Here is a 25,713-nt window from a genome sequence, read left to right on the forward strand (position 1 = left end):
ACCTATTTCGGCCATGGTCACTCCGGCCATCGGCGGCGACCATCCACGGAACGGCGCGGCGCGCATGAAGATCTTCAATCCGTTCGCGGATATGCCCGACAATCCGCTCACCCGAGCGATCAAGGAAGGGTACAAGCCGCTCGCCTACGCTGGCGGCTTCAGCTTGGTTTCCAACCTGCTGTACTTGGCGCTGCCGATCTTCACCTTCCAGATCTACGGCCGCGTGCTTTCGAGCTACAGCGTGCCCACCCTGCTGGTCCTGACCTTCATGGTCATGTTGGCCTTTCTGATCTCGGGTTTGATCGATGATTTCCGCGCCAAGGTGCTGATCAACTACGGCGTGATCATGGATCAGCGTGTGTCGGGCCGCGTGTTCTCTGCGCTGTTCGATACGGTTATCCGCGGCAATCCGTCGGCGCGCTCGCAGGCGCTGCGAGACCTCGACGGTTTCCGCCAGATGCTGACCGGGCCGGCGTTCGGCACCATGTTCGACCTGCCGTGGATGCCGGTGTTCATGATCGTGCTGCTGATCATCGACCCGATCATCGGATTGGTCACGATCGGCGGTGCGGTGCTGCTGTTCCTCATCACCCTCTTCCAGGACCGGGCGACGCGTCCGGCGCTGAAGGAAGCCAACGAAGCGGCCCTGCGCAGCTACGCCTTCACGGACGCCGCTCTTCGCAATGGCGAGGTCGTGCGGGCCATGGGCATGGTCGAGCCGCTGGGATCGCGTTGGGCGACGTTCCGCTCGATCACCATGGAGCGCAGCGCCAGCGCCAGCGAACGCGCCAGCATCATCAGCAACATCAGTAAGTTCGTGCGTCAGGCCATTCAGGTGCTGATCATCGCCATCGGCGCCTATCTGGTGGTCAAGGGCAAGATCCATTCCGGCCTGCTGTTCGCCAACATGATCCTGGCGGCCCGTGCGCTGCAGCCCATCGAGCGCTTGGTCGGCTCCTGGGACGCCCTGACCAACGGCTACCGCTCCTATCAGCGCCTGAACTCGTTGTTCGCCGACTACCGTCCGACCAAACTCGCCACGACGCTCCCCAAGCCGCTGGGCCAGCTGTCGGTCGAAGGCGTGAACTTCGCGCCGCAGGGCGCCACCCGCTTCGTGCTGCAAGGCGTCAACTTCAAGATCGAACCGGGCGAGATGCTCGGGATCATCGGCCCGTCGGGCGCCGGTAAGTCGTCGTTGGCCCGCCTGATGGTCGGCATCTGGCAGCCGAATAACGGCAACGTCCGCCTCGATGGCGCCGACGTCTACACCTGGGATCGCGGGGACTTCGGTCGTCACGTGGGCTACCTGCCGCAGGACACCGAGCTGTTCTCCGGCAGCATTCGCGACAACATCGCCCGCTTCCGCGCCGACGTGGACGACGAGCAGGTGGTTCGCGCGGCCCAGGTGGCCGGCGTCCACCAGCTGATCCTGCGGCTGCCGAACGGCTACGACACTGACCTCGGCGAATCCGGTCACGTGTTGTCGGCCGGCCAGCGCCAGCGCGTGGGTCTGGCCCGGGCGCTGCTCGGCAATCCGCGACTGATCGTGCTCGACGAGCCGAACGCCGCCCTCGACGCCGAGGGCGAAGAGGCGTTGGTCAAGGCGCTCGACGCGCTGAAGGCCGGCGGTTCGACGATCGTGATCGTCTCCCACAAGCCGAGCGTGTTCCGCTCGGCGGACAAGATGCTGATGCTGCGTGACGGCCGGATGGAGATGTTCGGGCCGCGCGACCAGGTCATGGCGCGGGTCGTTCAACCCGCCGCTCCGCGTGCGATCGAGGCCGGCCGATGAAAATGGATTTCAACGCGCCGAAGCCCTACGTCACGCCGCAGTTCGACGATAAGGACCTCGTTCCGCTTGATCCGGTTCTGGCGCAACGCATGCGCCGCCCGATCATGGCCGGCGCGGCGGTGGTCGGCGTGTTCGTGGTCGGCCTGACGCTCTTCGCGGCGGTGGCCAAGGTCGACAGCGCCGTGGTTGCTCCTGGCGTCGTGCGGGTCGAAGACAACCGCAAGACCATCCGCCATCGCGAGGGCGGCACGATCAAGACGATCAACGTCAAGGAGGGCCAGCACGTTCGGCAGAACCAGGTGCTGCTGACCTTCGACGAAGTGCAGCCGCGCGCCAGCACCGACGTCCTGCAGAATCAGTACGACACCCTGACCGCGCAGCTGGCGCGCTTCCAGGCCGAGGCGACCGATCAGAAAGCGCTGGTGATTCCCGCCGAGCTGACCGCCCGTGCGCCCAATGATCCGCGAGTCGCGGGAATCATCCGCGACCAGGAGTTCCTGTTCACCTCGCGCCTGCAGTTCTTCGAGACCCAGGGCGCGGTCTTGGCGCAAAAGCTCCAGCAGCTTGAGACCCAGATCGGCGGCGTCCAGGCGCAGGTCGACGCGGTGCGCGAATCGGACCGCCTGACCCGCGAGGAACTGGCCGGCTATCAGACGCTCTACGAGAAGGGCTATGCGCCGAAGACCCTGATCCTGCGCTATCAGCGCTCGCTGGCCGACCTGGCTGGCCGCAAAGGACAGCTGATCGCCGAGATCACCCGGCTGCGCGAGCAGATCGGCGAGACGCGGCTGCAGATCACCACGCTCAAGGAGCAGCGCATCACCCAGGCGGCCGAAGGCCTGCGCCAGATGCAGACCGGCTTGGCCGAGGCGACCCCGAAGCTGGCCGCCGCCCGCCAAATGCTGAACGCCGCGACGGTGCGTTCGCCGGCCGATGGCTACGTCCTCGACCTCACCCAGTTCACTATCGGCGGCGTCGTCGCGCCCGGCGAGCGGCTGATGAGCGTGGTTCCGGCCAACGCGCCCTTGATCGTCACGGGGCGAATCAAGCCGCAGGATGTCGATGTCGTGAAGCCGGGGATGAAGGCTCGGGTCCGACTCTCGGCCTTCAATTCGCGTCGCACCCCGCCGGTGGACGCCACCGTCGTGACGGTCTCCGCCGACCAGCTGGCCGACGAGAAGACCGGCGAGGGCTACTTCCGCGTCGATCTGAAGATCGACCCGCAAGAGCTCGTGAAGCTGCCCAAGGGCGACAAGCTGACCCCCGGCATGCCCGCTGAGACCATGATTGTTACAGGTAATCGCTCGATCCTGTCCTACGTGGTGAGCCCATTGACCGACACGATCCGGGACGCTCTGCGAGAGGACTGACCGTTAACAATTGGTGAGCAGGAAGCGCAGCGGCGAAGGGGGTTTGCACCCGTTTTTGGTGTTGCGCATCAACCGAGGTTCCGATACGCATTCCTCGGGCTCGTTTAACCTTCGCCACGACCTTGTTGTGACGTAAGGAAAGGACCGCTGGGACCGCTCCATTGGAAAATGGTGGCCAGGCGTTTCGGGGGTCCATGTGACACAGACTGGAGAGAAGCATGGCTAACTACTTCTTTGAGACGATCACGGCGGCGCAGGCCCTGGCCTACAAGGCCGCCGATGATCAGCTCATCTTCACCACCACGACCGCGACCGCTTCGGCCGTGTCTGTGGTGATCACCGCCGCGACCGCGACGTCCCCGGAAACCATCTCGCTGACCTTCGGCGGCCGCACCGTCGTGTTCGGCACTGGTTTCTACGGCGAAACCCCGGTCTTCCCGGACGGTTCGGTGTTCTTCCTGGGCGACTCGGCCTCGACGGCGGCTGACACCGTCGCCGGCGGCGCCGGCGGCGACGTGATCTGGGGCGGCGACGGCACCGACAGCCTGACCGGCAGCGGCGGCAACGACTACCTGCAAGGCAATAAGGGCAACGACACCCTGGACGGCGGCGCGGGCAACGACACCCTGCTCGGCGGCCAAGGCGATGACGTCATCGGCGACTCCGCCGGCTCGAACTACATCCATGGCAACATGGGCAACGACAGCATCACCGGCGGCTCCGGCGCTGACCTGATCTATGGCGGCCAAGGCAACGACACCATCGTCGCCGGCGCCGGCACGGATACGGTCTACGCTGACGCTGGCAACGACAGTGTCGACGGCGGCGCGGGCAACGACACCCTGTTCGGCCTGGCCGGCACCGACACCCTCGCGGGCGGCGCTGGCGACGACAGCATCGACGGTGGCGACGACGCCGACAACATCGACGGCGGTGACGGCAACGACACCCTCTTCGGTGGTCAAGGCGCTGACAGCATCGTCGGCGGCCTCGGCAACGACAACATCAACGGCAACACCGGTAACGACACCATCTCGGGTGGCGACGGCAACAACACCATCTCGGGTGGCCAAGACAACGACACCATCACCGTGGGTGACGGCAATCATTGGCTCCATGGCAACATGGGCGATGACAACGTGACCGGCGGCACGGGCAACGACACCATCTACGGCGGTCAAGGCAACGACACCCTCGTGGCTGGCGACGGCGCCAACCAAGTCTACGGCGACCTGGGCAACGACAACATCACCGCGGGCGCCGGTGCTGACACCGTCTACGGCGGCGGCGGCAACGACACCATCGACGCGGGCGCCGGCAACAACTTTGTCGACGGCGGCGACGGCACCGACACCATCACGGTCGGCAACGGCAACAACACCATCGCTGGTGGCGCTGGCGACGACACGATCAATGTCGGCACCGGTGCGAACACGGTTGACGGCGGTGACGGCAACGACGTCATCACCGCGGCCGGCGGCGGCACCGCCAGCAACACCCTGACCGGCGGCGCCGGCAACGACACCATCACCGGTGGCGCTGCGGCCGACACGATCTCGGGTGGCGACGGCAACGACCAACTGGTTGGTGGCGCTGGCAACGACGTCATCGGTGGCGGCACGGGTGACGACACCATCACCGGCGGCGCTGGCAAGGACACCCTGACGGGTGGCGCTGGCAACGACACCTTCGTGTTCGGCGCGACCGACTCGAGCGCGGTGGCTGGCGAACTCGACCAGATCAACGGCTGGGAAGTGGGCGACAAGCTCGACCTGACCGTTACGGTCACGTCGGGCACCTACACCGAGATCACCTCGGCTGACTACGCGTCGGCCAAGGCGACCGCGGACGCCCTGCTGAACGGCGCCATCAACGTGGTGTCGGCTCAGATCGGCAACGACGTGGTGGTGTTCGTCAGCACCGCCGCTGGCGGTGGTGCGGAATCGGCCATCGCTCTGGTCGGCGCCAACCTCGGCCAGATCAGCGACACCAACTTCATCTAAGGTCTTCAGACCTTAGGAGAATTGAGGGCCGTCCTTCGGGGCGGCCCTTTTTTCATGCGCGTCGTTCAGCGCCCGCGCCTCGGGGCGCGCCAGAGGTCTGATGAGATTGTCGGGAAAGCGCCAGCGACCGTGTGCCGCCAAAAGAAATCGGGCGGCGAAGCTGGTGCTTCACCGCCCGATCAAAGCGACACAGCCATGGAGAGCAAGGCTGACACTGAACTGTAACGCATCGCGACTCAGCCGCCTAGGGGGGCGGCCGGTCTGCAAGCGCGTCTAACGGATTTGTGAGCGGCGCTGTGACGCACGCGCCTTCGATCAGCCCCTAAAGCCGAATCGCGAACGTTTGGCTGATCACGGCCTTGCCGTCGCGCTTTACGAGGTAGGTCGCCTTGTATTCCCCGGACGACCACGGCGAACCTCCTGCCCGCTTTCCGGTGAACATCATGTACTGCGCCTTGGCGCGATCGAGCGGCGGCTGAGCCCCTGTGGCGAGCGGCTTGCCGTCGGGTCCGACGATGCTCAGCTCCTGCACGTCGCCGCCGCGCAGATTGATCGCCCGCACATAGGCGATGAGCATCGGGGAGGCGCTGGTGGGCGGCGCGATGCCGCCGGCCTCGATCGACTCCGTCGACACCGGGGCGGCGGCGAAGCCGGTGTTGAGCACGACGCCGGGCTTGTAGGCCATCGCCTGAGCGGCCGCGGGCGTCCACAGGCTGGCTGGCGGATTGGGCCCGGCGCAGGTTCCATTCGGCAGGTTTGGCGCGGAAGGGTCCACCATCTCGCCGTTACGCCGCACGGTGACGTGGGCGTGCGGGTACTCGGTGTTGCCCGACAGGCCGATGAGCGCGAGCGGCTGGCCGGAGGTCACCTGGTCGCCGACCTTCACCTTCAGGCTGCCCTTGGCGACGTGGCAATATTGGGTCTCCCAGCCATCGCCATGATCGACGACCACGCCGTTGCCGCAGTCCTGACCGTCCAGGGCCGCCCGGCCGATCTTGGTCACCGAGACGTCTTCGACCCCGTCGCGCAGGCGCGCCACGCGGCCGTCGGCGGCCGCCAGCACTGCGACCCCGGCCCGCTGCGCCGCCATGTCGAGGATCCGGATGTCGACGCCGCCATGCGCGTCGTAGGTGTTGGAGCCGCAACGATAGTCCTGCACGCCAGGTCCCGGGTCGCGATCGACATAGTTCTGCACTTCGCAGTCCCGGCCGACCGTACAGGCCACCGGGAAGGCGAGGCGCGGTCCGTCCGCTGGAGCCGCGGCGGCCGCAGCCGCCGCGGCCGGCCGGTCGTTCGGAGCCGCCTTGGCGCGGGCGCCGCTTTCGGGCGGCGTACAGGCGGCCAGAACGCCGGCCAGAATGAATGGAACGGGTTTCAGGGCGACCTGCATAGCCGCCAGCCTCGCGGCTAGGCGGGGCCGCAATATGGCGTCACCAGAACGAAACGCCGGTCAGCCGCGCCAGGCGCGCCATGTCGTCGGCGTAGATCTCGCGCAGATAAGCTACGTCCGCGTCCGGAAGCTCGGCCCCGACATCCTGGCCCACATGCACGTCGCGATGCTCGACCGCGCCTCGCGGCGGCGCGCCGAGGAAGCGCCCGACAGCATCGAGCGTCCCGCCCGGGTTCCGCCGCAGATCGTCGGCCTGCAGCAACAGCACCTGCTCGCGGGGGAACAGGCCGAACAGCCGCTCGACCTGCTCGCCGTAGAAGCCGCGTTCGACATAGGAGAACTCGCGGTGCGCGCCCCAGGGCTCGGCGTCGAACAGCCGCCGCCGTCCCTGGCGGATGCACCATGAAAACGGGTGCGTCTCGACCCCGCGCGAGGTCTCCATCCGCCAATGCGACCAGGCCCGCTCCACAGGATCGCGCAGCATGACGATCAGCCGGACCGCCGGGTTGTACGCTGCGATCCGTTCGAGGCTACGCGGCCAGTAGAGATAGATCGGCGTCGCCTCGCCGCGGATCGCCTGCCCCTCCCACTCGAACTGCGCGTGATAGGGGGCGTAGTCCGGCGTCGCCCAATCGACCGACTCATCGTCGAAGAAGTGAACCTCCTTGACGCTCGAGAGCGAGTAGGCCGGATCGTCGGACAGGTAGTCGAACAGGGCGGTCGTGCCGGCCTTCTGCACTCCGGCGATGATGAAGTTCACGCGCGACGCCAAACCCGGCCCCCAAATCATCTCGCTCGCGGCGATCGGTCCTTGGATACGGCTTCATCGCGCAAACGACACGAGATAATAGAGGCATGATTTCGCTGTCGGGGCGGGCAGGCTATCTCCTTGCCCCGACGCATCCGCACAAAAGGCCTGAAGAACTTGATCACCACCATCGACGAAGAGCGCGGCGAGGTCATCGTCAAGAACGGCGAGACCGAGGTTCGTCACAGCCTGGCGAGCGCCGAAGGCTTTGCGGCCGCGTCCAAGGCTTGGCTGCGCGCCACCTGGGATTCGAAGTACGTCTACTCGTTCGCCTGGATGGGCCGTCCGATCATCCAGCTGCCGGAAGACATGATTCGCCTGCAGGAGGTGATCTACGCCCTGCAGCCCGACGTTGTGGTCGAGACCGGCGTCGCCCACGGCGGCTCGCTGATCTTCTACGCCTCGCTGTTCGAGGCGATGGGCAAGGGCCGCGTCGTAGGCGTCGACATCGAGATCCGCCCGCACAACCGCGCCGCCATCGAGGCGCACCCGATGAAGAAGCGCATCGAGCTCATCGAAGGCTCGTCGACCGCGCCGGAGGTGCTGGATCAGGTCAAGGCGCTGATCAAGCCTGGCGAGAAGGTGCTGGTCGTCCTCGACTCCAACCACACCCACGCTCACGTCCTCGAAGAGCTGCGCCTCTATGGCGAACTGATCGAGATCGGCTCGTACGTCGTCGCCACCGACGGCATCATGGCCCAGGTCAAGGGCGGCCCGCGCACGGCCGACGACTGGGACTGGAACAACCCGCAAAAGGCGGTCCACGACTTCGTGGCGCAGGACAAGCGCTTCATCGTCGAAGAGCCGGCCTTCCCGTTCAACGAGGGCGCAGTGACCGAGCGCGTAACCTACTGGCCCGACGCCTTCGTCAAGCGGATCGCCTGAGCATGAAGGTCGTCCTGCTGGCCGGCGGTCTGGGCACGCGGATCTCCGAGGAAAGTCACCTCAAGCCCAAGCCCATGATCGAGGTGGGCGGACGGCCGATTCTTTGGCACATCATGAAGCTGTACTCGCACTACGGCTTCAACGACTTCATCGTGTGCCTGGGCTACAAGGGCTACGTGGTGAAGGAGTACTTCGCCAACTACGTCCTGCATAACGCCGACCTGACCGTCGATCTGGCCAAGGGCAGCGTCGAGTACCACGCCACCAACCACGAGCCCTGGCGCGTGACCCTGGTCGACACCGGGGCCGAAACCATGACCGGCGGCCGGCTGAAGCGCGTGGCCCAATATCTCGACCCGAACGAACCGTTCTGCCTGACCTATGGCGACGGGGTCAGCGACATCGACCTCGGCGCGCTGGTCGAGTTCCACAAGGCGCACGGCAAGCAGGCGACGGTCAGCGCGGTTTCGCCCCCCGGTCGCTTCGGCGCCCTGGAGATCGTCGATGGCAGCGTGCAGCGCTTCATCGAAAAGCCCCCCGGCGACAACGGCCTCATCAACGGCGGCTTCTTCGTGCTGGAGCCGCAGGTCGTCGAGCGCATCAAGGACGATTCGACCGTCTGGGAACTGGAGCCGCTGGAAGGCCTGGCCCGCGACGGCCAACTGATGGCCCGGCCGCACGACGGCTTCTGGGCGGCCATGGACACCCTGCGCGACAAAAACACGCTCGAGGCGCTTTGGGCGTCGGGCAAGGCCCCCTGGAAACTCTGGGAATGACCCGGCCGAACCCCGCCTTCTGGGCGGGAAAACGCGTGCTGCTGACCGGCCACACCGGGTTCAAGGGCTCGTGGGCGGCGGTCTGGCTGGCGCAGATGGGCGCGCAGGTCACCGGGCTCTCCCTGGCGCCCGACCAGACGCCGGCCTTGTTCGATCAGGCCGGCGTCGCCGATCTGGTCGATTCGCACTTCGTCGACCTGCGCGATCAGGCGGCGGTCCAGGCGCTGGCCTCGGCCCGCCAGTTCGACCTCGTGCTGCATATGGCGGCGCAACCGATCGTGCGGACCTCGATCGAAGACCCGGTCGGCACCTTCGCCTCCAACATCATGGGCACGGCCCACCTGCTGCAGGCGCTGCGCGCGCAGCCGGCGCTGGCGGCGGTCCTCGTCGTGACCTCCGACAAGGTCTACGCCAACAACGAGCAGGGCAGGGCGTTTGCGGAGACCGACGCGCTCGGCGGCAAGGATCCCTATTCGGCTTCCAAGGCGGCGGCCGAGATCGTCACCCAGAGCTTCGCCCGCAGTTTCTATGAGAAGGCCGGCGTGCCGCTGGCCACCGCCCGAGGCGGCAATGTCATCGGCGGCGGCGACTTCTCTCGCGACCGGCTTGTGGCCGACATCGTCCGCGCCGGCCAGGCCCAGGCCGTCACCGTTCTGCGCCATCCGGACGCCACGCGCCCCTGGCAGCATGTCCTGGACTGCGTCGCCGGCTATCTCGTCTATCTGGAGCGGCTGGCCACGGACCCGGCCGCCCCCCGCGCCCTGAACTTCGGCCCGCGCCCAGGCGGCCCGGAGGTCAGTGTCGGCGAACTCGCCACCCGCGCCACCCAGGCGCTCGGCGCCAAGCCCTGGCGCCACGAACCCGATCCCCACTCGCTGGAGGCCAAGTCCCTCGGCATCGACGCCAGCCTGGCCCGCCAGGTCCTCGGCTTCGAAAGCCGCCTGGACGCGCCCGCGGCGGTGGACTGGACCATGGACTGGTACCGCGCCCAGGCCGACGGCGGCGACGCCCGGGCCCTGATGCGCGACCAGATCTCGCGATACGAAAGCCTTTGATGACTGCTCCGACCTGCCGCTTCTGCCCCGCGCCGCTGACCCAGACCTTCCTCGACCTGGGCGACCAGCCGCTGGCCAATTCGTACCTGACGAAGGCCCAGCTGGAGTCCGGCAAGGAGGGCTTCTACCCGCTGCACACCCGCGTCTGCGGGAATTGCTTCCTGGTCCAGGCCGACGATCCGGTCGCCGCCGACGCGATTTTCGACGAGGGCTACGCCTACTTCTCGGCCTATTCGGAAAGCTGGGTCGCCCACGCCAAGCGCTACGCCGAGGCGATGGCCGCCCGGTTCGGCCTGGGGCCGTCGTCGCTGGTCATCGAGGTCGCCTCCAACGACGGCTATCTGCTGCAGCACTTCAAGGCGATGGGCGTGCCAGTGCTGGGGATCGAGCCGACCGCCAACACCGCCGAAGTGGCGATCAAGGAGCGGGGCGTCCCCACCGAGGTCACTTTCTTCAACGACGCGACCGGCCGTGACCTGAAGGCCCGGGGAATCGCCGCCGACCTGATGGCCGGCAACAACGTCCTGGCCCACGTGCCCGACATCGGCGACTTCGTCGCCGGCTTCCAGCACGTGCTGAAGCCGGAGGGCGTGCTGACCTTCGAGTTCCCGCACCTGCTGAACCTGATCGAGAAGGTCCAGTTCGACACCATCTATCACGAGCACTACTCGTATCTGTCGCTGCTGGCGGTCGAGAAGGTGCTGCGCGCCAACGGCCTGCGCCCGTTCGACGTCGAGCTGCTGGCGACGCACGGCGGCTCGCTGCGGCTGTTCTGCGCGCACGAGGTGTCCAGCCATCAGGAGACGCAAGCCCTGCGCGACCTGCGGGCCCGCGAGCACGCGGCCCGTCTCGACCAGGCGGCCGGCTACGAGGGCTTCGCCACCCGTGTCGAGGAGGTCCGCCGCGGCTTCCTGGCGTTCCTCGCCAAGGCCAAGAGCGAGGGCAAGAGCGTCGCCGCCTACGGCGCGGCCGCCAAGGGCAACACCTTCCTGAACTATGCCGGCGTCACGCCCGGCGACATCGTGGCGGTGTTCGACGCCAATCCGCACAAACAGGACCGCTACCTGCCGGGCACGCACATTCCGATCCACGCGCCGTCCGCGATCGCCGACTTCAAGCCCGACTACGTGGTCATCCTGCCCTGGAACCTGAAGGACGAGATCATGGGCCAACTGGCCTATATCCGCGACTGGGGTGGGCAGTTCGTGACCGCTGCGCCGGACACCAAGGTCGTCGGTTGATGCAGTTCACGGCGACCGACATCGACGGCGTCGTGATCGTCGACCTGGACCTGATGAGCGACGAGCGCGGCGCGTTCGCGCGCCTGCATTGCCCGCACGAGTTCGCCGCCGCTGGACATCCCTTCGTCCCGCAGCAGACTAGCCTGTCGCGCAACCTGCGGGCCGGCACCCTGCGCGGCATGCACTACGAAGCCGCGCCGCACGAAGAGTCCAAGCTGGTTCGGGTCGTCCGTGGGCGAATTTTCGACGTCGCCGTCGACCTGCGCCCGGCCAGCGCGACCTACCGCCGCTGGACCGGGACCGAGCTGTCGGCCGACAACGGCCGCGCCCTGCTGATCGGCAAGGGCATGGCGCACGGCTTCGTCACCCTGGAGGACGACTCCGACGTCCTCTACCAGATCGACCGCATCTTCGTGCCCGGCCACGGCCGCGGCGTGCGCTGGAACGACCCGGCCTTCGGCATCGATTGGCCGCTTTCCCCGAGCGTCATCTCGCAGCGGGATGCGGACTATCCCGACCTGGACGGCGCCGCCTAGACTGCCGCCATGCTGGACATCGACCCCACCGCCAAGATCTCGCCGCTGGCCGATATCGAACCCTCGGCCCGCGGCACCCTGATGCGCATTGGGGCGCGGACGATGGTCGACGCCTTCGTGAAGATCAAACCGGCTGGCGGCATGGGCGAGCTGGTGATTGGCGCCGACTGCGCGATCAACTCCGGCACGGTGATCTACACGGGGAACGGCGTGAAGCTGGGCGACGCGGTGCTGATCGCCGCCAACTGCACCCTGGCGCCGACCAACCACGCGTTCGGCGACAGGGAGCGCCGGATCCGCGACCAGGGCTTCCTGCCGTCCAAGGGCGGCATCGTCATCGGCGACGACGTCTGGCTGGGGGCCAATGTCGTGGTTCTGGACGGGGCCGACATCGGGACCGGCTGCGTCGTCGCCGCCGGCGCGGTCGTGCGCGGCAAGCTGGAGCCCTATTCGATCTATGCCGGCGTTCCGGCCCAGCGCGTCGGCGCGCGCGGCGAATGAGCCGCTACACCGTCATCGGGGCCGGCGGCTTCATCGGCTCGCGTCTCGTCACGATGCTGAGCGCGCGCGGCGAGGATGTGTACGCCCCGGCCCGCGGCGACGCGGCGCTGTTCACGCGGGACCTCGGCCGGGTCTTCTACTGCGCCGGCCTCACCGGCGACTTCATGGTCCGGCCCTACGATACGGTCGAGGCGCATGTCGGGCTGCTGAACGCGGTGCTGCGCGACGCGACCTTCGAGCGGCTGATCTATCTCTCCTCGACGCGGGTCTATGACAGCCTTGGCCCGCGCGGCGGCAAGGAGAGCGACATCCTGGAGTTCGACGTCGCCGCGCCGCGCAACGTTTACGACCTCTCCAAGGCCCTGGGCGAGAACCTCTGCCTGGCGCGCTCGGGCGGCCGCGCGGCGGTGGCGCGGCTGGCCAATGTCTTCGACTGGGCGGAGGACGCCGGCGGCTTCCTGTCGGACCTGCTCAAGCGGGCGCGGCATGAGAAGGCCATCACCCTCGACAGCTCGCCCCAGGCCGGCCGTGACTACATTCATGCGGCCGACGTGATCGCGGCGCTGCTGGCCATGGATGCGCAGGACGCCGACGGCGTCGTCAACATCGCCCGCGGCGAGTCCCTGTCGAACGGCGACGTCGCGGCGGTGATGGGCGAGGCCGGCTGGACCCTGACCCTGACCGGTCAGGGCGCGCCGCATGGGCCCGTGTGCGACATCGCCCGGCTACGGTCGTTGGGCGTCGAACCGAGGGACGCGCGCGCGGTCATCGCCGGGGCGCTCGCCGACCCCGGCTTCTTCCTCGGCTAGGCCGCGGCGGCGATCTTGCCGCTGGCGCGGGCGCGGGCCACGGCGCCCTCCAGCATCTCGTAGAAGTCGGTGGCGAACTGCTGGGTCTGGCCGAGCGGGCTGGCCTTCAGCATGTCGCGCAGGTTGACGCGCAGCTCCGCGCGACGGGCCGGATCCTTGGCCAGCCGCAGGGCGATCTCGACGAACTCGTCGGGCGTGCGCGCGCAGAGGTCGCCCAGACCGGCGTTGGTCAGGATCGAGTAGCTGAGCCGCTCGAACATCGCTTCGCCGACCAGGGTCACCGCTGGCACGCCCATCCACAGCGACTCGCAGGTGGTGGTCCCGCCGGTCTGCGGGAAGGTGTCCAGCGAGATGTCGATCTCGTTGTAGAACGGCAGGTGCGCGCCGCGGATGTCCTCGAACCGCACGCGATCTTCGCCGACGCCTTCAGCCGCGAACAGCTCGAGCATGCTCTTGCGGAAGGTCGGCGTGCCGCCTTCCGGCCGGATGAACAGGAACTGCGCGTTCTCGACCGCGGCGGTCACCCGCGCCCAGGTCCGCACCATCTCGCGGCTGTACTTGTAGGGGTTGTTGGCGGTCCCGAAGGTCAGGAAGCCCTTGCGCTGCTCGGGCGTGCCCTCGGTGATCGGGCGGGGCGGGAAGGCCTGCTCGCCCATCGCGATCCAGCTCTTGGGCATCAGCAGCGGCTCTTCGATCAGCAGGTCGGGTCCGGTCGGCGCGACGTAGGGATCGAGGATCAGGTGGTCGATGGTCTCCAGGCCCGCCGAGTGCGGATAGCCGAGCCAGCTGGCCTGCAGAGGCGCCGGCTTGAAGGCCATGACGCCGAGCTTGTTCATGTGGGTCGAACCGCCCAGTTCGATCAGCAAGTCGAGCTGGTCGTTGGCGATCATCTGGGCCGCGTCGCGGTCGCTGATGTCCTTTTCCCAGCGGAAGGCGTCGACCAGTTCGGCGATCCGGGTCTGGGTCTGATCGGCGTTGTCGCCCTGGAAGTAGGAGTAGCAGTAGACCTCGAAGCGGCTGCGATCGAGGTGCTGGAACAGCGGCATGGCGAAGTAGGCGACCGGGTGGTTGCGCAGGTCCGACGACATGAAGCCGATCCGCAGCTTGCCGTTGTCGGGCCGCGGAGCCGGACGCTCGATCGGCCAGCGCTCGACCGTCTTGGCGACGGCGCGGCCCCAGACCCGGTGCATCTCCAGCAGGTCCAGGCGGTCCTCCTGGCCGGTGATCCGGGCCAGGTGGCCGAGCAGGGCGGTGTGCTTGCCCGAGCTCGCCCAGCCATGGCCGACCTCCGAGAAGCTGCCGAGCATGTCGGCGGTGTCGTAGTCGCCCAGGCGGATCAGGATCTCCAGCGCCACCTTCTGGCCCGAGGGGGTCAGCTTGACGGTCGGGTCGAGCGCCTCCTTGAGGATCTGGTAGGCCCGCTCCAGGTGCTCGGCCTCATTGCCGTAGCGCGAGCGGGCCAGGCTCTCGGCGAGCGCGATGCGGTACTCGAAATTGTCGGGGGCGAGCTTGAGCGAGATCTCCATGTGCTCGTTGCCGCGCTTGCGGTCGTAGTCGCTGATCACGCCGCCCAGCTGGTGGTGGAGCCAGGCCTGGTCGTCGAACCGATCGCGCAGCGAGATCAGATAGGCCTCGGCGTCGCGCAGGCGGCCCGAGCGACGCAGGGAGGTCGTGCGCGCCTCGCACAGCCGCACGGTGTCGGGATTGATCGCCAGCGCCTGGTCGACCACGGTCAGGGCCTCGGGATAGCCGTGGCGCTCTGAGGTGACCGCGGCCAAGTCGAGCCAGGCGTCGATGTAGTCGGGCTTCAGCTTCACCGCGAGGTTCAGCCGCATCGTCGCCTTTTCCAGGTCGGTGGAGAACCAGTAGGCGCGGCCCAGATTGCGCTGTGCCTCGGCCGAGCTCGGCTGCAGGCGGACGATCTTGGTGAACACCTCCACCGCGGCCGGGCCGTTGCGCATGTCGTTGTAGACGTTGCCGCGGTTGCTGAGCGCCGAGGTGTTCTTGGGATTGATCTTCTCGGCCAGGCGGAACGCCTTGATCGCCTCGTCGAACTTCTTGGTCCGGCGATAGGAAACGCCGAGCACGTTCCAGAGATCGTAGTCCTTCGGGTACAGTTCCGTCCCGACCGCGGCCCAGCGGCCCATCTGCTCGATGCGGTTGTTGCGGAACAGCATGGCGGTGAGGTTGCGATAGACACCGACCGGGGCCTTGGGATCGCTCTCCAGTTCGGCTTCGATCAACCGCATGCCCTCTTCGAAGTCTCCAGCCTTCAGGGCGGCTTCGGCGGGGGCGAATCTATCGATCGACATCAAGACTTCCTGTTGGCGCGGGCGTCGCGGCGGATCGCCCTCGAAGTGGGCGGCAATCTAGTGAGGGCCGCCCGCGGCGCCAACTATGGCGCGTTTATCGGTCGCGGTAGCGCCACTTCAGGCCCAGGATCACCGCCGACAGCATCAGGCAGACGCTGTTGGCCCCGATCACCGGCCAGCTGCCGGTCAGGACGCCATAGACCGTCCACAGGCTGAACCCGGTCACGGTCACCACGTACATCCGCAGGCTGATCGAGGAGGCGTCCTTTTCGCGCCAGATCTTGACGATCTGCGGCGTGAAGCTGGCCATCGAGCACAGCGCCGCGGCGGTCCCGACGATGTCGGCGAATGACAGGGCCATGGCCGCAGAACGGCCTTCCGCGGCCGAGGTTGCGTGCATGAAGAAGGGCGCGGAGCTTGCGCCCCGCGCCCTCGTCACGCCTATCCCTGTGGGAAGGATCAGCGCGGCTTGTAGATCTTGTCGAAGACGCCGCCGTCGCCGAAGTGCAGCGCCTGGGCCTTCTTCCAGCCGCCGAAGGTGTCGTCGATGGTGACGAGCGGGATCTTCGGGAACTTCTTGGACCACTTGGCCGCCGCTTCGGGATTGCGCGGGCGGTAATGGTTCTTGCCGATCAGGTCCTGGGCCAGCGGGCTGTAGAGGAAGTTCAGATAGCCCTCGGCGATGGTGCGGGTCTTCTTGCGGTCGACGACCTTGTCGACCAGCGCGACCGGCGGTTCGGCCAGGATCGACATCGACGGATAGACGATGTCCACCTTGCCTGGGCCCAGCTCCTCGATGGCGAGGTAGGCTTCGTTCTCCCACGACAGCAGCACGTCGCCGATGCCGCGCTGGACGAAGGTGGTGGTCGAGCCGCGCGCCCCGGTGTCGAGCACCGGCACGTGCTTGAACAGCTCGCCGACGAAGGCCTCCGCCTTGGCGGCGTTGCCGCCCGGCTGGCGCAGGGCCCACGCCCAGGCGGCGAGGTAGTTCCAGCGCGCGCCGCCCGAGGTCTTCGGGTTGGGCGTAATCACGTCGATGCCGGGTTTGATCAGGTCGCCCCAGTCCTTGATCTTCCAGGGGTTCCCCTTGCGAACCAGGAACACGATGGTCGAGGTGTAGGGCGTGGAGTTGTTGGGCAGACGCGACTGCCAGTTGGCCGGCAGCAGCTTGGCCTTGGCGGCGATCTCGTCGATGTCGCTGGCCAGCGCCAGGGTGACGACATCGGCCTGCAGGCCGTCGATCACCGAGCGGGCCTGCTTGCCCGACCCGCCGTGGCTCTGCTGGATCACCAGGTCCTGGCCGACCTTGTCCTTCCAGTACTTGGCGTAGGCGGCGTTGATGTCCTTGTAGAGCTCCCGCGTCGGGTCATAGCTGACGTTCAGCAGGGTGATCGCCTTGCCCTGGGCGGCGGCGGGGCCGGCCATCAGGGCCGGCGCGGCCACGGCCGCGGCGCCGGCGGCGGTCCCGGCGGCAAGCACGCCGCGGCGGGACGGGACTTGTCGGTTCTGGCTCATGGATCGAGGTCCTTGTTCTTCGGTCTCGTCGGCGGGCGGACGCGGCCGGCCGTAGCCGCGCCAACCCGCCTTTGGGGTTAGAACGCGTACTGAGTGCGCAGCGAGTAGATGTTGAAGTCCTGCCCGACCTGGGCGCCGGCCGGCGGGGTCGCCGTCCCGGTGCCGAAGGCCGTGCCGCCGGGGGACAGACGGTCCACCGACACGTCCTGGAAGGCCGCCTGGAACCGCAGCACGTTGTTGACGTACCAGTTCAGGCCCACGGTGATGATCTCCTGTTCGCCGCCGCGGATCGCCGAGGCGACCGGAGCCGTGCCCGGCGCGCCCGCGAGATAGTTCAGGTCCAGCTGCGAATAACGCAGGCCGAGCTCCCAAGCTCCCCAGGCGCCCTTCTTCAGGTCGAACGGCTTGGCCGGGCGCGGCGCGTCGAAGGTGCCAGCGCTGTAGCGGCGCGGCTCGCCGGTGATGGTCCAGCCGGCCTGGGCGTACCAGCCGTTGAAGTCCGGATCGCTCAGCGCGCCTTTCCGGTCGACCTTGATGTCGAAGTACTCGGACTGGACGTAGAGGTTCTTCCACTGGGCGCCGAACTCGGCCCCGATGGCGGTCAGGCCGTCGGCGTCGATGTTGCCGGTGTCGATCAGGCGGGTGCCGTCGACGCGGATTTCCGGGCGGTCGCGCAGCCGGATGTTGGTGGTCGCCGGCGCGCCGGCTACATCCGGTCCGCCGGCGGCGGGGCTGAACACGATCGAGGTGTTGACGCCGACGTGGATCAGGCTGTCGTCGCGGCGGAACGGCACATAGGTCAGGCGGCCGACGAAGGCGGTCTGCTCGTCGAAGCTCGAGGTGCCGATGATGTTGCCGGTGATCGCCGCGGTGCCGGTCCAGTTGTCGCCGCCGGCCAGCAGGGCGACCGCGGTGCGGCCGTCGCCGGCGGCGATGCTGCGCACCGTCTCGGACGGCGAGGCGCGCTCGACGAACAGCGAGCCGTTGGTGGAGACGGCTTCTTCCAGGCCCGACGGCGGCGAGAAGGCGCCGATCCGCAGCTTCAGGTTTGCGACCGGGAAGCCGTACTGCACCCAGGCGGCGCTGATCTTGCCGGCCTCTTCGGTGCCCGAACCGCCGAAGTCGTAGAGGAAGTTGTAGTCGAAGGCGCCGAAGGCCTTGCCCTCGATGCCGATCCGCGCACGGCGGAAGTTGGCGCCGTCGCTCAGGTCGCGGGCGTGGTCGTTCTCGCTGGCGTCGCCGTAGGAGCCGCGGCGGAAGTCGGTGCCCAGCGGACCGGCGGCGGCCTGGTCGTAGTGGGCGGCGTCGAGCTGGAACACGCCGCGGAACGAGGCGGTGAAGTTCCCGTCGGCGGTGGCGATGGTCGGACGGCCGTTGGCCAGCGACACGGTCGTGGCGGTCGCTTCCTTACGGACGTCGGCGATGTTGTTGGCGGTCGACTGCTTGAGGTCGGCGATCTGCGACTGCAGCAGCTCCAGCTGTTCCTCGAGCGCCTTGATGCGCGCGTCGGTCGCCTCGTCGGCGGCGGCCAGTCCCGGCCAGGCGAAGGCGATCGCCGCCGCCCCGGTGATGAGTTTGGTTTTCCACGTCATGTGGTTCTTGCCCCTCGTTTTGTTGGAGTTCGTTTCAAACTCGACCGCATGTAGACGCGATAAATCCTATCGGAAAAATCGAGTTTGACTTCAAGCGGTCGCAGATTTCCTGACAGCGCGTATCGGTCGCAGCCTCGCGCTTGGGTCGCTGTCATCCCGGTGACATAAGGGTCGGGCTTCGTTGTTCGTCGTGTTGCAGGATCGATTCGCCTTGGCGCTTCCGCCGTCGTCTTCGCGGTCAGCTCTCCCGGCCTGGCTGGGCCCGGTCGGCCCTGTGCTGACGGCCGGGGCGGCGGGCGCGTTCGCCATCCTTGGTTTTGCGCTGCTGGTCGGCGCCGACGCGCAGGCGGTGTCATGGATGCTGCTGGTGGTCAGCGGCGTCACCGGTCTGGCGGCCTGGCATGTGGCCGAGCGGGTCGGCGTCGCCGCCCCGACCGCCAGCGCCTTCGAACGCGCCACGCACGAGGACGCGCCGCCCTATGCGAGCCTGATCGACGCCCTGCCGGACCCGGTGCTGGTGATCGCCGCCCATGAGCCTGATGACCTCACAGGGCGGCGTTTCGTGCTGGTTAACGCCGCCGCCCGGGAAACTCTTCGCGTACAATATGACGCAGGGATGCTGGTGACAGTGATCCGCGACCCCGACGTGCTCGAAGCCGTCGACAAGGCGCTGTTCGAGCAGACCGTCGCCGAAGCCGTCTACGAGATGGGCGGCGCCCAGGAACGCGTCATGCGGGCCATCGCCAAGCCTGTCGGACAGGCAGCCGACGGCGCGCCGCTGGCCCTGCTGGTGCTGCGCGACGAAACCGACATCCGCCGGGCCGAGCGCACCCGCGCCGATTTCCTGGCCAACGCCAGCCATGAACTGCGCACGCCGCTGGCGTCGCTGGCCGGGTTCATCGAGACCCTGCGCGGCCACGCCAAGGACGACCCCGGCGCACGCGAGAAGTTCCTGTCGATCATGCAGGCCCAGGCCGAGCGGATGTCGCGGCTGATCGACGACCTGCTGTCGCTGAGCCGCATCGAGCTGAATGAGCACATCGCGCCGCACGGCGAGGTCGACCTGATCATGGCGGTCATGGACGTGCTGGATTCGCTGGGGCCGGTGGCGCGCGATCGCGGCGTGCGGCTGGAGCCCGTCGACCTTCCCGGCCGCGGCTCGGTGATGATCGCCGGCGACCGCGACCAGATCATCCAGGTGATCCAGAACCTGGTCGACAACGCCATCAAGTACACGCCGCAGGGCGAAGCTGTGCGGATATCGCTGCGCAACGGCGTCTCGGCCGGCGCCGCAGCCGCCGTGGGCGATCCGCGCGCGGCCCGCTTCTCGCTGCTGACCCCGGATCGCGCCTCGGACCTCTATGCGGCGCTGCGGGTGTCGGACGCCGGCGTCGGCCTGGCGCGCGAGCACCTGCCGCGCCTGACCGAGCGCTTCTACCGGGTCGAGGGTCAGAAGAGCGGCGAGCGCTCGGGCACGGGCCTGGGCCTGGCCATCGTCAAGCACATCGTCAATCGCCACCGCGGCGGGCTGACGGTCGAAAGCGTGCAGGGCGAAGGGGCGACCTTCAGCGCCTACTTCCCGATGGTGAAGGCCGAGGAGCCCGCCGCCTGAGGCGGATACAAAAATCCCCGGGCGCGGGCCCGGGGTTCAGTTGGGCGGGGAAAATCCGGCCGCCGGAGCTCTGCGGCCCTAGAACTTGAAGGTCAGAGAGGCTCCGTAGGTGCGGGTCTGGCCCGGGAAGCGGACCACGACGTTGGCGTTGCTGCTGACCGCGCTCCAGTAATACTCGTCGGTCAGGTTGCGGCCCCAGAGCGACAGCTCCCAGCGGTCGTCCAGCGCATGCACGCCCAGGCTGGCGTTCAGCACGCCGTAGTCCTCGATGACGAAGCGCGGGTCGCCTTCCAGGTCGGCGTGCGACTTGGACTGGTAGCGGCCGGCGAGCGCGGCCTGCAGGCCGAGGTTCTCGCTCAGGTCGCGGCTGTAGAGCACCGTCAGACCGCCCTGGAACTTCGGGCTGTAGAGGAACGGCTTGCCGTCGAAGTCCATCGGCCGGCCGGCGGCGTTGATGCCGATGTAGTTCTTGACCTCGGTGTGCAGGAAGGTGGCCGAGCCGATCAGGGTCAGCGCCTGGGTCGCGCGCCAGGTCACCTCGCCGTCCAGGCCGTAGGCCTCGGAGTCCGGCACGTTCGCGAGCCGCGCCAGGGCCGTATAGATCGGGTCGGCGAAATAGACGCTGAGCTGCTTGTCCTCGTAGTCGTAGTAGAAGGCGCTGACATTGGCCTGCACCCGGCGATCGAACAGCGCCGCCTTCACCCCGAGCTCGTAGGCGGTCAGCAGTTCCTGCGTCGCCGGCGCGTTCTGGGTGGAGATGTTGGCCGCGTTGATCGGCGTCGCGCCGGCCTTGGCCCCGCGCGAGATCGAGCCGAACACCAGCACGCCCTCCGCCGGCGTCCAGTCCAGCGCCACGCGCCAAGCGACGTTGTCCTCGTCCAGCGTCGAGGTGACCAGGCCGAAGGCCCGCTTGGCCGGATCGAAGGTGTTGCAGTCGTTGGGGCCGATCGGCGCCACCATCCCGTAGGCGGGGAAGAATAGCGCCCGGTTCACGACGTTGACGTTGGGCAGCATACTGCCGTTCACGTCGCGCGAGCAGCCCGCATAGTCCTGCTTGTCCTGGGTGTAGCGGATGCCGGCCGTCAGCTTGAACTGGTCGTTGATGCGATAGTCGCCGTTGGCGAACAGGCTCCAGGTGTCGGTCTCGATGCGGCCGATGTCCTGATAGGTCCGGAACGACTGGTTCAGCTGGGCCGAGGTGTAGCCGCCCGAGTTGAACGGCGTCGCCAGCAGCGGCTGGCCGACCGTGCGGATCAGGGTGACGTTGGCGTTCTGGCCCAGCAGGGTCCGGTTGGAGTCGAGGATGCGGTCGCGGGCGACATAGCCGCCGACCAGCCAGAAGAAGTTCTCGCCCGAGCCTTCCAGGTGGATTTCCTGGGCGATCGATTCGATGTCGCCCTGGGCGTGCTGGATCAGGATCTCGTAGGGCGCGCCGCTCCAGTCGAACTTCGCGTTGCGCTCGAGCTTGTTGTAGCTGGTCAGCGAGACCAGCCGCATGTCGCCGCCGACGTCCCAGTCGATCCGCACCTTGCCGGCGTAGAAGTCGTTGTTCTCGCGCAGCGGACCGCCGATGCCGATCCCGACGCCGATGTCGGCCGAACGCACGGACAGCGGCGCCCAGTCGGCCCGGTCGGCCGTGGTCGGGGCGTTGGCGGCGATGTAGGCCGCCAGGCCCGGCGCGTTGAACGGGCTGCCGGTGGTGGCCGGGGTGAAGCCGATGCCCTGCGCCGCGACGGTGTCGGACTTGTTGCGCCAGGCGGTCAGCGAGACGTCGATCGAGAGCGTGTCGGCCGGCTGGATCGCCAGAGAGGCGCGGCCACCGTAGCGGTGGACCTCGCCCTGGCGCTCGCCGCGGGTGTTGCTGATCTGCCAGCCCTCGTCGCTGTCCTCGGTGCGGAAGGCCAGGCGCCCCTGGATGCGGTCGGCGATCGGACCGCTGACATAGCCCTCGAAGTTGTGGGTCTTGTAGTTGCCGATCTCGCCGGTGATCGCCGCCTGGAACTCCTCGGTCGGCTTGCGGGTCACGAAGTCGATCAGGCCGGCGGTGGTGTTGCGGCCATAGAGCGTGCCCTGCGGCCCCTTCAGCACCTCGACCCGTTCCAGGTCGTAGATCGGGCCGGTGTTCATCATCGGATAGGCGTAGGCGACCTCGTCGGTATAGGTGCCGACGGTCGAGGTGGCCGACATGTTGATCGTGTTGAAGCCGATCCCGCGCAGGGTGTAGGTCGGCACCCCCTGATAGCTCTGCGAGACGCTGAAGCTGGGCGCGAAGGTGCTCAGATCCTTGACGTTGGTGACGTGCAGCTTGTCGAGCGTTTCGCCGGTGACGGCCTGGATGCCCATGCCGATGGTGTTGGCGGTCTCTTCCCGGCGCTGGGCGGTGACGACGACCGCCTCGATCTCGGTGGCGCTCTGCCCCGACGACTGGGCCGCCACGGGCGCGGCCGAAAACAGCGCGGCCGTACTGACGCTCAGCGCCAGCAGTCCGCGCAGGCTGAATTGTCCTGGCATCTCTCTTCCTCCTCCGGCGCCGCGCCTCTGTCGTGCGCGTGCGGCCTATCCAGGGTGGAAGGTGCGGAGTTCCTGCGACCACGCCTAGCTGACGGATGTGATAGGGGCCGGGCCGCACATCGTAATGAAACTGTCATCGAACTGTCGCAGCCCGACAGCATAAGGCGGGCACTTTCCAGCCCGGGCGGGCAGAGGGGCGAACAGCCACTCAAGTGTCCGGCTCGCGCAACGGCATGGACCTTCGATGCTCACCTGGATCGCCCTGACGGCGCTGCTGCTGTTCTCGCTGGCCACCTACATGGCCGGGCGCCGCCGCGCGGTGGCCGCCACTGGCGGCAAGCCCGTGCAGCTTCACTCGCTTCCCGGCTACTACGGCAGCTATGCGGCCCTGTGGGTCGGCGTGCCCGCCGCCCTGCTGATCCTGCTGTTCGCCATGTTCGGCGGGCGGCTGGAGGAGGGGCTGCTGCGGACCGATCCGCCGGCCGCCGTCCAGGAGCTGACCGCGCCGCAACAGGACGTCTTCTATGACGACGCCCGCGCCATCGCCCGCGGCGGCACGCCCAGCGAAACGATCTACGACGGCGCGCTGAAGACGGCGCTCGAAGCCAAGGCCGCCAAGTCGCAGCAACTCACCGGTCTGATCCAGTACGGCTCGATCGGCCTGGGCGCGATCCTGGCGCTGGCCGGCGCCTTCATCGCCTATCCGCGCATCTCCCCGCAGTTCCGGGCCCGCAACAAGGTCGAGGGCTGGGTCGCGGGCCTGTTCATCGTCTGCTCGGTGACCGCCATCCTGACCACTGCGGGGATCATCGCCTCGCTGGTCTGGGAAAGCTGGCGGTTCTTCCAGGCCGTGCCGATCCACGAGTTCCTGTTCGGCACCGAATGGAACCCGCAGATCGCCATGCGCGCCGACCAGTTCGCCGGCGCCGGCGCCTTCGGGGCCGTGCCGCTCTTCGTCGGCACCTTTCTGATCATGCTCATCGCCATGCTGGTCGCCGCCCCGATCGGCCTGTTCTCGGCGATCTATCTCTCGGAATACGCCAGCGGCTGGACCCGGTCGGTGGTGAAGCCGCTGCTGGAGATCCTGGCCGGGGTGCCGACCGTGGTCTACGGCTTCTTCGCCGCCCTGACCGTGGGGCCGCTGTTCCGCTCGTTCTTCAACTGGATCGGCGCCCAGCTCGCCGGCGGCAGCTTCGACGGCCTGGCCCAGTACCTGATGCAGGTGCAGAACCAGATGGCCCTGGTCGCCGGCGCGGTGATGGGGATCATGCTGATCCCCTTCGTCTCCTCGCTCAGCGACGACATCATCAACGCCGTGCCGCAGTCGCTGCGCGACGGCAGCCTGGCCATGGGCGCCACCCGCTCGGAAACGGTCAAGAAGGTGGTGCTGCCCGCCGCGCTGCCGGGGATCATGGCCGCCCTGCTGCTGGCCGTCTCCCGCGCCGTCGGCGAGACCATGATCGTGACCATGGCCGCGGGCCTGCAGGCCCGCATGACCCTCAATCCGCTGGACACCGTCACCACCGTGACCGTCCAGATCGTGACCCTCCTCACCGGCGACCAGGAATTCGACAGCCCCAAGACGCTGTCGGCCTTCGGCCTCGGCCTCACCCTCTTCGCGGTGACGCTGATGCTGAACATCGTCGCCCTGCGCATCGTGCAGAAATACCGGGAACAGTATGACTGACGCCGCCCTGACGCCCACCGCGAACAGCCTGCGCCAGACCGTCGAGGCGCGGCTGAAGAAGCGCCACGCCCAGGAAATGCGCTTCCGCCTCTATGGCCGCCTGGCCATCGTGGTCGCGCTGTCCTTCCTCGCGATCCTGCTCGGCCGGATCGTGACCCAGGGCTACTCGACCTTCATCGACTACCAGATCACCGTCCCGGTCCACCTGGACGCCAGCAAGATCGACAAGGCCGATCCCAGCGGCGCCAACTACGACATGCTGGTCGCCAACTCGGTGCTGGCCAAGCTCGGCGAGACCGACGACGAATTCGGGAACAAGTCGGGCGACGTCCTGGAGATCATGTCCAACGACCTCGGCTTCCAGCTGTTGAAGATGGTGCGCGAGGATCCGAGCCTGATCGGCAAGACCGTGACCGTCACCGGCCCGGTCAAGTCCGACGCCGCCCTCTACTTCAAGGGCCAGATCAAGCGCGCCACGCCCGAGGACGAGCGCAAGCTCGACAACCAGCAGCTCGACTGGATGGACAAGCTGAAGGCCTCCGGTGCGGTCAGCTCCGGCTTCAACACCGGCTTCCTGACCCGCTCGGACTCGACCGAGCCGGAACAGGCCGGGGTGCTGGGCGCGATCGTCGGCTCGCTGATGATGCTGCTGGTCACCGCCACCCTGGCGATCCCGATCGGGGTGCTGGCGGCGACCTATCTGGAAGAGTTCGCGCCGAAGAACCGCTGGACCGACCTGATCGAGGTCAACATCAACAACCTCGCGGCGGTGCCGTCGATCGTCTACGGCCTGCTCGGCCTGGCGGTGTTCATCAACTGGCTGGCCGTGCCGCGCTCCTCGCCGCTGGTCGGCGGTCTGGTGCTGGCGCTGATGTCGCTGCCGACCGTGATCATCGCCACCCGCTCGGCGCTCAAGGCCGTGCCGCCCTCGATCCGCGAGGCCGCGCTCGGGGTCGGCGCCTCGCGCACCCAGACCGTGTTCCACCACGTGCTGCCGCTGGCCATGCCCGGCGTGATGACCGGCTCGATCCTGTCGCTGGCCCACGCCCTGGGCGAGACCGCCCCGCTGCTGATGATCGGCATGGTCTCGTTCGTGCCCGGCGTGCCGGAAGGTTTCACCGGCGCAGCCACCGTCCTGCCTGTTCAGGTGTTCATCTGGGAGAACGCCTCCGAGCGCGGCTTCCATGAACGCACCGCCGCCGCCATCATCGTGCTGCTGGTCTTCATGATCGTCATGAACCTGGCCGCCATCCTAGTTCGGCGCCGCTTCGAGCGGCGGTGGTGACGCGATGCGCCTGATCCCGAGGTTTTCCATGCC

The 25,713-nt window shown here is 67.7% G+C and carries 20 protein-coding genes; 13 read left to right on the top strand and 7 right to left on the bottom strand.

Translation table 11 applies throughout. The features are described from left to right. Positions 1-13: 13 nt before the first annotated feature. The 3 genes from AC1Q87_RS13405 (at position 14) to AC1Q87_RS13415 (ending at position 5,165) form a co-directional block, all read left to right on the top strand. Entirely contained in the window at positions 14-1,792 is a 1,779-nt protein-coding gene (locus tag AC1Q87_RS13405) for a type I secretion system permease/ATPase (RefSeq protein ID WP_436060042.1), read from the top strand. Then, the gene (locus AC1Q87_RS13410; RefSeq protein ID WP_492609425.1) at positions 1,789-3,162 is read left to right on the top strand and encodes an HlyD family type I secretion periplasmic adaptor subunit; all 1,374 of its coding nucleotides are present in this window, start codon (positions 1,789-1,791) and stop codon (positions 3,160-3,162) included. The genes AC1Q87_RS13405 and AC1Q87_RS13410 overlap by 4 nt, the downstream gene beginning before the upstream one ends. Positions 3,163-3,380: 218 nt before the next feature. Further along, positions 3,381-5,165, top strand: coding sequence for a calcium-binding protein (locus AC1Q87_RS13415; protein ID WP_492609426.1), 1,785 nt, complete (start codon positions 3,381-3,383; stop codon positions 5,163-5,165). A 322-nt stretch (positions 5,166-5,487) separates the two neighbouring features. Here AC1Q87_RS13415 and AC1Q87_RS13420 read toward each other — a convergent pair whose 3' ends face one another. Both AC1Q87_RS13420 and AC1Q87_RS13425 read right to left on the bottom strand, forming a co-directional pair. Then, a complete protein-coding gene (locus tag AC1Q87_RS13420) occupies positions 5,488-6,555 on the bottom strand; it encodes a M23 family metallopeptidase (protein WP_492609427.1) in 1,068 nt (355 codons plus the stop codon). A 40-nt stretch (positions 6,556-6,595) separates the two neighbouring features. After that, positions 6,596-7,315: a sulfotransferase domain-containing protein gene (locus AC1Q87_RS13425; RefSeq protein WP_492609428.1), complete on the bottom strand. Its 720-nt coding sequence runs from the start codon at positions 7,313-7,315 to the stop codon at positions 6,596-6,598. A 129-nt stretch (positions 7,316-7,444) separates the two neighbouring features. Between AC1Q87_RS13425 and AC1Q87_RS13430 the strand changes: the two genes are divergently transcribed. The 7 genes from AC1Q87_RS13430 to AC1Q87_RS13460 are packed head-to-tail and all read left to right on the top strand — an operon-like array spanning position 7,445 to position 13,166. Beyond that, positions 7,445-8,248: a cephalosporin hydroxylase family protein gene (locus tag AC1Q87_RS13430; protein WP_492609429.1), complete on the top strand. Its 804-nt coding sequence runs from the start codon at positions 7,445-7,447 to the stop codon at positions 8,246-8,248. 2 nt (positions 8,249-8,250) lie between these two features. Then, positions 8,251-9,024: a glucose-1-phosphate cytidylyltransferase gene (gene rfbF / locus AC1Q87_RS13435; RefSeq protein ID WP_492609430.1), complete on the top strand. Its 774-nt coding sequence runs from the start codon at positions 8,251-8,253 to the stop codon at positions 9,022-9,024. Further along, complete coding sequence (rfbG, locus tag AC1Q87_RS13440) at positions 9,021-10,079, top strand: CDP-glucose 4,6-dehydratase (protein WP_492609431.1); 1,059 nt, start codon at positions 9,021-9,023, stop codon at positions 10,077-10,079. Before rfbF ends, rfbG begins: the two co-directional genes overlap by 4 nt. After that, positions 10,079-11,320, top strand: coding sequence for a methyltransferase domain-containing protein (locus AC1Q87_RS13445; protein ID WP_492609432.1), 1,242 nt, complete (start codon positions 10,079-10,081; stop codon positions 11,318-11,320). The genes rfbG and AC1Q87_RS13445 overlap by 1 nt, the downstream gene beginning before the upstream one ends. Further along, positions 11,320-11,856 (top strand): dTDP-4-dehydrorhamnose 3,5-epimerase, encoded by a 537-nt coding sequence (gene rfbC, locus AC1Q87_RS13450; RefSeq protein WP_492609433.1) that lies wholly within the window; start codon positions 11,320-11,322, stop codon positions 11,854-11,856. Before AC1Q87_RS13445 ends, rfbC begins: the two co-directional genes overlap by 1 nt. 9 nt (positions 11,857-11,865) lie before the next feature. Further along, the gene (locus AC1Q87_RS13455) at positions 11,866-12,357 is read left to right on the top strand and encodes an acyltransferase (protein WP_436060052.1); all 492 of its coding nucleotides are present in this window, start codon (positions 11,866-11,868) and stop codon (positions 12,355-12,357) included. After that, positions 12,354-13,166, top strand: a complete 813-nt coding sequence (locus tag AC1Q87_RS13460; RefSeq protein ID WP_492609434.1) for an NAD-dependent epimerase/dehydratase family protein — start codon at positions 12,354-12,356, stop codon at positions 13,164-13,166. Before AC1Q87_RS13455 ends, AC1Q87_RS13460 begins: the two co-directional genes overlap by 4 nt. Here the strand turns inward: AC1Q87_RS13460 and AC1Q87_RS13465 are convergent. The 4 genes from AC1Q87_RS13465 to AC1Q87_RS13480 all read right to left on the bottom strand — a co-directional run bounded on the left by AC1Q87_RS13465 (position 13,163) and on the right by AC1Q87_RS13480 (position 18,585). Further along, complete coding sequence (locus tag AC1Q87_RS13465) at positions 13,163-15,478, bottom strand: tetratricopeptide repeat protein (protein ID WP_492609435.1); 2,316 nt, start codon at positions 15,476-15,478, stop codon at positions 13,163-13,165. The two genes, AC1Q87_RS13460 and AC1Q87_RS13465, sit on opposite strands and share 4 nt — an antisense overlap. Before the next feature lie 94 nt (positions 15,479-15,572). Continuing rightward, complete coding sequence (locus AC1Q87_RS13470) at positions 15,573-15,839, bottom strand: SemiSWEET family sugar transporter (RefSeq protein ID WP_492609436.1); 267 nt, start codon at positions 15,837-15,839, stop codon at positions 15,573-15,575. Positions 15,840-15,937: 98 nt separating this feature from the next. Continuing rightward, a complete protein-coding gene (locus AC1Q87_RS13475; RefSeq protein WP_492609437.1) occupies positions 15,938-16,993 on the bottom strand; it encodes a sulfate ABC transporter substrate-binding protein in 1,056 nt (351 codons plus the stop codon). 77 nt (positions 16,994-17,070) lie between these two features. Further along, positions 17,071-18,585, bottom strand: coding sequence for an OprO/OprP family phosphate-selective porin (locus tag AC1Q87_RS13480; protein ID WP_492609438.1), 1,515 nt, complete (start codon positions 18,583-18,585; stop codon positions 17,071-17,073). Positions 18,586-18,796: 211 nt separating this feature from the next. On the opposite strand from AC1Q87_RS13480, the gene AC1Q87_RS13485 reads away from it, so the two are divergent. Then, a complete protein-coding gene (locus AC1Q87_RS13485; RefSeq protein ID WP_492609439.1) occupies positions 18,797-20,197 on the top strand; it encodes an ATP-binding protein in 1,401 nt (466 codons plus the stop codon). A gap of 78 nt (positions 20,198-20,275) precedes the next feature. On the opposite strand, the gene AC1Q87_RS13490 is transcribed toward AC1Q87_RS13485, so the two are convergent. Further along, complete coding sequence (locus tag AC1Q87_RS13490) at positions 20,276-22,708, bottom strand: TonB-dependent receptor (RefSeq protein WP_492609440.1); 2,433 nt, start codon at positions 22,706-22,708, stop codon at positions 20,276-20,278. Between the two features lie 244 nt (positions 22,709-22,952). On the opposite strand from AC1Q87_RS13490, the gene pstC reads away from it, so the two are divergent. Together pstC and pstA are read left to right on the top strand one after the other, a co-directional pair. Beyond that, positions 22,953-24,395 carry a phosphate ABC transporter permease subunit PstC gene (gene pstC / locus AC1Q87_RS13495; RefSeq protein WP_492609441.1) on the top strand — a complete coding sequence of 481 codons (1,443 nt, stop codon included), beginning with the start codon at positions 22,953-22,955 and terminating at the stop codon, positions 24,393-24,395. Continuing rightward, complete coding sequence (pstA, locus tag AC1Q87_RS13500) at positions 24,388-25,680, top strand: phosphate ABC transporter permease PstA (protein WP_492609442.1); 1,293 nt, start codon at positions 24,388-24,390, stop codon at positions 25,678-25,680. The genes pstC and pstA overlap by 8 nt, the downstream gene beginning before the upstream one ends. The last annotated feature ends 33 nt before the right edge of the window (positions 25,681-25,713 follow it).

The sequence above is a fragment of the Phenylobacterium sp. GW823-FHT02A09 genome, assembly GCF_058797775.1.

Bases quoted from the DNA above. Each gene is read 5' to 3' on its own strand.
- rfbC (WP_492609433.1), top strand. From the start codon at position 11,320: ATGCAGTTCACGGCGACCGACATCGACGGCGTCGTGATCGTCGACCTG.
- AC1Q87_RS13455 (WP_436060052.1), top strand. From the start codon at position 11,866: ATGCTGGACATCGACCCCACCGCCAAGATCTCGCCGCTGGCCGATATC.
- AC1Q87_RS13420 (WP_492609427.1), bottom strand. From the start codon at position 6,555: ATGCAGGTCGCCCTGAAACCCGTTCCATTCATTCTGGCCGGCGTTCTG.
- AC1Q87_RS13480 (WP_492609438.1), bottom strand. From the start codon at position 18,585: ATGACGTGGAAAACCAAACTCATCACCGGGGCGGCGGCGATCGCCTTC.
- AC1Q87_RS13445 (WP_492609432.1), top strand. From the start codon at position 10,079: ATGACTGCTCCGACCTGCCGCTTCTGCCCCGCGCCGCTGACCCAGACC.
- AC1Q87_RS13415 (WP_492609426.1), top strand. From the start codon at position 3,381: ATGGCTAACTACTTCTTTGAGACGATCACGGCGGCGCAGGCCCTGGCC.
- AC1Q87_RS13470 (WP_492609436.1), bottom strand. From the start codon at position 15,839: ATGGCCCTGTCATTCGCCGACATCGTCGGGACCGCCGCGGCGCTGTGC.
- AC1Q87_RS13475 (WP_492609437.1), bottom strand. From the start codon at position 16,993: ATGAGCCAGAACCGACAAGTCCCGTCCCGCCGCGGCGTGCTTGCCGCC.
- AC1Q87_RS13460 (WP_492609434.1), top strand. From the start codon at position 12,354: ATGAGCCGCTACACCGTCATCGGGGCCGGCGGCTTCATCGGCTCGCGT.
- rfbG (WP_492609431.1), top strand. From the start codon at position 9,021: ATGACCCGGCCGAACCCCGCCTTCTGGGCGGGAAAACGCGTGCTGCTG.
- AC1Q87_RS13465 (WP_492609435.1), bottom strand. From the start codon at position 15,478: ATGTCGATCGATAGATTCGCCCCCGCCGAAGCCGCCCTGAAGGCTGGA.
- pstA (WP_492609442.1), top strand. From the start codon at position 24,388: ATGACTGACGCCGCCCTGACGCCCACCGCGAACAGCCTGCGCCAGACC.
- AC1Q87_RS13490 (WP_492609440.1), bottom strand. From the start codon at position 22,708: ATGCCAGGACAATTCAGCCTGCGCGGACTGCTGGCGCTGAGCGTCAGT.
- pstC (WP_492609441.1), top strand. From the start codon at position 22,953: ATGCTCACCTGGATCGCCCTGACGGCGCTGCTGCTGTTCTCGCTGGCC.
- rfbF (WP_492609430.1), top strand. From the start codon at position 8,251: ATGAAGGTCGTCCTGCTGGCCGGCGGTCTGGGCACGCGGATCTCCGAG.
- AC1Q87_RS13405 (WP_436060042.1), top strand. From the start codon at position 14: ATGGTCACTCCGGCCATCGGCGGCGACCATCCACGGAACGGCGCGGCG.
- AC1Q87_RS13410 (WP_492609425.1), top strand. From the start codon at position 1,789: ATGAAAATGGATTTCAACGCGCCGAAGCCCTACGTCACGCCGCAGTTC.